The organism is Pedobacter sp. (assembly GCF_041662865.1).
Lineage (GTDB): Bacteria > Bacteroidota > Bacteroidia > Sphingobacteriales > Sphingobacteriaceae > Pedobacter.
On sequence record NZ_JBAZRL010000075.1, the window covers coordinates 8610 to 8925 of the forward strand.

At 34.5% G+C, this 316-nt stretch carries 1 protein-coding gene; it reads right to left on the bottom strand.

The window, feature by feature from the left end:
• Nucleotides 1-297: hypothetical protein (locus WC622_RS15795; RefSeq protein ID WP_372820656.1), on the bottom strand; the 297-nt coding region annotated here is incomplete at its 3' end.
• Between the last annotated feature and the right edge of the window lie 19 nt (nt 298-316).

Here is a 316-nt window from a genome sequence, read left to right on the forward strand (position 1 = left end):
GCCGTAGTTTGATTTTTTATGACTGAAGGTAAAATCCGAATCTACGACTGCTGAATTTACCATAGAAACGTAAGATGTTGTTTGCAATATTTTGCCACTATGAAGCTTTGTGTCCCAAATATTCAAATCAATTGCATTGGAAATAATTCCTCCTGCTGGAATAAAGTTTGCCCATGATTCAGGTGTAAAATTCAAGGTTTTAAAATCGACAACACTAATTGAATCATTCGTCTGCCAATATCCATTGACAAGCCCGTTATTGGGTTTGTCTATTTCATAGCAGTAGGTATTCTTCATTTTTAACTCTTTGAATAAG